Below are 5,895 nucleotides of genomic sequence, written 5' to 3'. Positions count from 1 at the left end.
CATTGACACGATGCGCAAGGCTGTCTGCGCCTCGCTGCCGGTATTCGGGCTGACGCTTGTTCTAGGCGCCGGCCTCTGGCCGCTCTACGCCGCCGATGCGAACGACCCCGCCGCCACCCTCCTGTGCCTCACCCTTCGGATGCTGTCGGCCTTGACGGTCCCGCATGTACTCCTCGACCGGATTGTAGGCAGGTACGAGAATTAGCGGCCCATACCGGTGACTGCATCGTCGCTGGCAGACACGGCCTCGATTCGAATGTCGGTCAATCATCAGCCGTGCTCGTAAGCCGCCATTCCGCTTCCCACCCAGAGGAGCCATTCCGGTCCCGACCCTACCCGGCCGCCCAGACCGCCGTCGGCGCTTCTCCAAAGCCGCCGTTCGTCAGCCCTTATACAACTTCAGATTGGGGTGGCAACCGGACTTCGGACGTTCTCTGAAAGCGACGATACGCTCGAAAGCGAACGCCAATATAAATTTGAAATGAAACAAATATCCGTCTGATATGACGGCTTGATTTGACGAACCTTTTTGCAAAATTCGCCTATCATTCAAGCATAAAATTCAACTATATTTTGATTATTGAAGCCATACATTAACTTCAATAAGCGCATATCTAAACGCAAGCCTGACAGGCATGTATAATGATTCGCAAGAGCGCTCAATTTATCGTAGCGCAAGCATTAAAATGCGAAATTTTGATATATATTTCATTAGGTATGTTGGCAATCGATTAATAAAATTTGATTAGAATGTCGATCATGGCTATGAGGTTGATTAATGAAGATTAAGATTAGAGATGCCCTCGCTGGATCGTTCGCAACACTGCTGACGCTATCCTTAGCGCAGGGTACTGTCGGCTTGATAAAGCTCGATGCTATCTCCAATAGGACTGCAGAGCTACTTGATTCAACAATTCCGTCAATGAATGAGGCGAATGCCATCAATGTCCTGGTCACCCGCGGGCGGCTCTGGCAGTTCCGCTATGCAACGGCAACGACCGAAAGCGTAAGAGCGGAAACCCTCGCCAAGGTGGAGGAGTTCATCAGCGACCGAAACGCGAAGATTGAAGCTTTCAAGATTTTCATTAGTACGGATGAGGAAAAGAAAGTCTACTCCGACCTGGTTGCGAAGAACGAATCCCTCAAGCCAACCTGGCAATCCCTACGGGATATGCCATTCGGAAGCCGGGATGCGTCCATCCTCCATCTCAACGGCGAGATGTATGGCCCTTACCGTGCGGTTGCCGATGCAACGCGGGCACTTGTTAATCTGAAACTCGAGACAGGGAAAAATGTAGGCTCGGAGATTCGTAACGAGCAAGCAGCCGCAGTCCGTGCAATGCTTATGACGCTTTGTGTTGCAGTTCTCCTCGCACTTGCTGCAATGGCTTACTCTTTTCTGGGTGTGTCGCGTCCCATCACTCGCATGACCGAGCGGATGCGGCGTCTGGCGGACGGGGACGCACAGGCCGAGGTTCCCTACGCCCACCGGCGCGACGAGATCGGCTTCATGTCATCCGCCGTGCAGGTTTTCCGTGACAATTTGCTGAGGGCGCGCGCACTGGAGGAAGAAACCGCGCAGGCGCGTCTCGATGCCGAAGAGCAGCGCAAGGCCGGCATGCGCCAGATGGCCGACGCCTTCGAGCACGCGGTGGGCGGCATCATCGGCGCGGTGTCATCCTCCGCAACAGAACTGCAGGCAACTGCGCAGACGATGACGGGCACGGCGGCAGAGACCGCGAGCCAGTCGGTGAGTGTCGCCGCTGCCGCCGGGCAAGCCGCAGCCAACGTCCACACCGTGGCCGCGGCGGCCGAGGAACTCGGTAGCTCCGTCCAGGAGATCGGGCGCCAGGTCTCTGGCTCGTCCGATCTCGCGCAGGTGGCTGTCGGAGAGGCGGACCAGACCATGCACCTCGTGCAGGCTCTAAGCCAAGCCTCGGCCAGGATCGGAGACATGGTTGGGCTGATCTCCAACATCGCGAGCCAGACCAACCTGCTCGCGCTGAACGCCACCATCGAGGCGGCGCGGGCCGGTGAGGCGGGGCGCGGCTTCGCGGTGGTTGCCACGGAAGTCAAGGAACTGGCCGCTCAAACGGCACGGGCCACCGAGGAGATCGGCACGCAGATCGGACAGATCCAGGGGGTGACGGGTCAGGCCGTGGCCGCCATCGGCTCGATCACGACGCGCATCCGCGAGATCAACGATGTCGCCGCCTCCATCGCGGCGGCCGTCGAGGAGCAGGGCGCCGCGACACAGGAGATCGTGCGCAACGTCGCCCAGGCTTCCACGGGCACGAGCGAGGTCACGCAGAACATCGCGGGCGTCGCGCGGGCTTCCGAAGAGACCGGCGCTGCGGCGAGCCAAGTGCTGTCGGCGGCTTCCGAACTTTCGCGCCAGTCCGAGCATCTCGGGACCGAGGTGACACGCTTCCTCGCGACCGTTCGGGCGGCCTGACCACGATTCGCCGGCCCCGCAAACAACATAGAACTCAATCGTCAATTCGACGTCAGCTTTCCTCGCAACCGGGAGGGAAGCGGACGGTCTCCAAGCCACCCCAAGCTGCCATTCCGCATCCGACCCAAGCCGGTAGTGAGTACTTTCGCTGTCGCATCCCCAAAGCAGCCGTCGCAGAACGCCGCTCAGAGCAGCGTTGCGGTCGGACGGTTGCCAAGCCCGACCGCCGAACGCTCATGTGCGATTGTCGATCTCCGGCACACCGCTGCTTCGATCAGCATACGCAGTGATGAAAGCCGGTCGGGCCTGCCAGCGCCGCCAGAAGGCATCCAGGTGTTCAAACCGCTCATCGAGCGGGGTGGCGTTGACGGGAAACTTGGAGAACGCAATCGCCGTCGCCAACGTGATGTCGGAGAAGGTCGGCTGATCGCCACCCAGCAGCCAATCGCGGCCATCCGCGAGATGCCGGTCCACGAGACCGGCATGCGCCAGCGCCACCTTGCGTGAATGCTCGCCCCAAGCCGGATTGCTGGTCAGTTCGAGCTTTGGGCCCAGTCCCTGGTGCAGGACGTGGAAGGCGGTGACGATGGGGTACAGGATGTGCACCCACACCCGGCTGTCCCACATCTGATCGAGACCGCGCTCATGCGCCGTCGCCCCCATGATCTTGCGGCCCTCGAACGTGTCGTCGAGATAGCGGGCGATGGCGGAAGTCTCGCTGAGGTAAGAACCATCGGCGAGCGCAAGGGTCGGCGTCTCGCCCCAGGCGTTCATCTTCAGGTGCCTCCAACCGCGCTGCTCGCCGACTGGCGACATGTCGTAGATCGTCTCGTCGAAGCGATCAGCGATGCCCTTCTCGTGCATGAAAATCCGCAGGCGCTGCGGGTTGGGGAAGGCCGAGGGGGAGGTGAAGAGCTTGAGCTTGTCGGACATCGTCTTCTCGCTTTCGAGGCAACCAGTCTGTCTGTCAGATGACAGGCACGAAACTATGGCGATGATCTTGCCCCGTCAACCCCTGTCTGCCATATGACAGGCGGAGGCTGAACATGGCAGCGACGTCAAAGGGGAATGTGAGGGAGGCCATCCTCGTGGCCGCCAAGGAGGCGGCGATGGCCCATGGCTACGGCGGCCTCAACTTCCGCGACCTCGCGGAGACCGTCGGCATCAAGGCTGCCAGCATCAACTACCACTTCGCCACCAAGGCTCTCCTCGGCGAGGCGGTTGCACGGCGCTACTGGGAAGACATCGCCCGCGATCTCGAAGCCATCTCGACGAATGCCCGAAGCCCCACCGAAGCGCTGCAGCGATACCCAAGCATCTTCCGGCTATCCCTGGAGCACGGCAATCGCATGTGCCTGAGCAGCTTCATGGCGACTGAACATGACGCGTTGCCCGAGCCAGTGTTGAAGGAGGTGCAAACTTTCGCCGACGTGAACACCGCTTGGCTATGCGAACATTTGATCGCTGCCAAACTCGCCTCGCACGCCGAGGGTGAGTTAAGGGCTTGCGCCATCTATGCTGCTATCGCTGGGGCGCAGATCATCGCTCGCAGCCGTTCGGACGTAAAATTGTTTGACACATTGATCGAAAGCTACCAACGAATGGGATTACTCCCAGGCTAGTTAAGCTTTGTATCTGGACATAGCGAGTTTTAGTGCCTCCGCCGCATCCGATCCACGCGAACGACCGATCCAGCGCATGTCTCATCTAGAAGCAGACCCGCTGTTTTCCACCCAACCCTGCCGCAGGTCATTGTCTATCAAGTTGCTGTGAGGCGTACCTTCCGAGGGTCTACAGTGGGTTAATAGCAACCTGAGCGATATATCGGGTATCTGACGGTATGTCCGACATTGAGCCCTGAGGGCGGTAATGCACCCCTTCGTGAGTCGTGCCGTCCGTTTCCGACCCTTAGCAGCCTGGTAGTTTGCCTGTGCGAGGATAGAGGCTAACGACCAACACCTGACCAGCGGCGTGCGGAGGCTTACCCGAGAATGTCTGAGCCGCTCGCTCCTACCCGGGAAAGGGCAGATCGCTCCTTTCTCGCCTATAGCGCGCTCATGCTGTGCTTCTTCGGCCTGCTGTTCGGAGGCTTGGCTATCCGATCCAGTCGCGAAGAGGTAATGATGCGGACGATGCCCGCGACGGCGGCTACCGTGCTGTCGCTGCGTCCGCACAAGAGCGACTTCGCTGCGGACATCGCCTTCACCAGGATCGCGAACGGCGCCTCAGTGGCGTGCAGGGATAAGATATTCTTGGGGGGTCGGGATGAGAGCGCGCATGTTGGCGCTATCGTTCGTCTCATACCTCGTCCGGACTCCTGCGGCGAAGCGGTCGTCATCGGCCCGCGCAACACTACACTCTTAGCGGCGATCAGCGGTATGGCGTTACTCTCTTCGCTTGTTTCAGGCGTCATCGCTGCGCAAAGCATGCTTCGGAAACGACCCACTGTGTGAGCAGTGTTTCGGCCGTCTGCTTTCCACCCAAACAAGACATTTGTCCTATAAGGCCGGATGTCGGAGATCCGATGATATTCCCGACATAAGCCTCGGGGCCGGTAGCCCGCGCGTTCGTGGACTGAACCCTCCGTTTCCAACCCATTGCGAGCCCGTGATAGGAAGTGCGAAAGTGCATATCAGCCGCCATAATTGTCGAGCACGATGCCTCCACCTTTCAAAGTCGAGTTGGCCAATCACGATCCACATTGGTTGGCAGCGGCACTCGCGGAGGCGTCCGTTCTGCATGATGCGCTCGGCTCAGCTCTGTTGTTCGTCCACCACGTCGGATCAACGGCCATCCCAGGTTTGAGGGCAAAGCCGATCCTCGATCTCCTGCCTGTCGTTCGAAGCCTCTGTGAGATGGACCTGAGGAAGACGAACCTCGAACAGATTGGCTACGACTGGTGGGGTGAGTTTGGGCTTCCGGGACGTCGTTACGCTACAAAGAATGAGCCGAGTACCGGGCGGCGTCTTGTCCAGTTGCACTGCTATGCCATCGGTGCGCCGGACATCGACCGGCATCTCGCTTTTCGCGACCACCTTCGGAAGCGGCCAGAAGTCGTTGCCGCCTACGAGATTGAGAAAGCCCGCTGCCGGGCGCTCTATCCCGACGACTCTCACGCGTATGGTGCATGCAAGAGTGCATGGATCGAGGCGGTTGAAACTGCCGCTCTGACTGATTGGCGGGGCTCCTCAGTGGGGAGAGACTATTTATCTAGGCCGACAGGCAGGAAACCACCCAGGACGGACGTCGCACTTCCGGGTTGACAGTGAGGTCTGCCGGCGCTTCTCTCATGTCGGCTCGTGCAGCCAGCCGCTCGCGCCGCAAGGCATGGTGAATGCACATGACCTGACCGGTATTTTGGACCGAGCCAATTGGAAGGCTACTGCATGGTGGCGGCCATGGGTAGCCGGAAGGCCAGATCCGGGAGGGTGACAGGCGCA

Annotated in this window: 5 protein-coding genes and 1 pseudogene; 5 read left to right on the top strand and 1 reads right to left on the bottom strand. The window is 59.6% G+C overall.

Features of this window, described 5'->3' with window-relative positions:
* Both ASF27_RS14450 and ASF27_RS14445 read left to right on the top strand, forming a co-directional pair.
* Positions 1-205: pseudogene (locus ASF27_RS14450) on the top strand (hypothetical protein); the annotation flags it as partial.
* A 573-nt stretch (positions 206-778) separates the two neighbouring features.
* Positions 779-2,455 (top strand): methyl-accepting chemotaxis protein, encoded by a 1,677-nt coding sequence (locus ASF27_RS14445; RefSeq protein WP_082479175.1) that lies wholly within the window; start codon positions 779-781, stop codon positions 2,453-2,455.
* Positions 2,456-2,689: 234 nt separating this feature from the next.
* Here ASF27_RS14445 and ASF27_RS14440 read toward each other — a convergent pair whose 3' ends face one another.
* On the bottom strand, positions 2,690-3,388 hold the full coding sequence (locus tag ASF27_RS14440) for a glutathione S-transferase C-terminal domain-containing protein (RefSeq protein WP_056361182.1): 699 nt from the start codon (positions 3,386-3,388) through the stop codon (positions 2,690-2,692).
* A gap of 113 nt (positions 3,389-3,501) precedes the next feature.
* On the opposite strand from ASF27_RS14440, the gene ASF27_RS14435 reads away from it, so the two are divergent.
* The 3 genes from ASF27_RS14435 (at position 3,502) to ASF27_RS21690 (ending at position 5,718) form a co-directional block, all read left to right on the top strand.
* On the top strand, positions 3,502-4,077 hold the full coding sequence (locus ASF27_RS14435; RefSeq protein WP_056361179.1) for a TetR/AcrR family transcriptional regulator: 576 nt from the start codon (positions 3,502-3,504) through the stop codon (positions 4,075-4,077).
* Between the two features lie 369 nt (positions 4,078-4,446).
* Positions 4,447-4,908 carry a hypothetical protein gene (locus ASF27_RS14430; RefSeq protein ID WP_056361175.1) on the top strand — a complete coding sequence of 154 codons (462 nt, stop codon included), beginning with the start codon at positions 4,447-4,449 and terminating at the stop codon, positions 4,906-4,908.
* A 204-nt stretch (positions 4,909-5,112) separates the two neighbouring features.
* Positions 5,113-5,718: a GrpB family protein gene (locus tag ASF27_RS21690; protein ID WP_082479173.1), complete on the top strand. Its 606-nt coding sequence runs from the start codon at positions 5,113-5,115 to the stop codon at positions 5,716-5,718.
* Positions 5,719-5,895: the final 177 nt, after the last annotated feature.

Source organism: Methylobacterium sp. Leaf102 (genome assembly GCF_001422425.1).
GTDB lineage: Bacteria > Pseudomonadota > Alphaproteobacteria > Rhizobiales > Beijerinckiaceae > Methylobacterium.
This window is presented reverse-complemented; position numbering and strand designations above follow the sequence as displayed.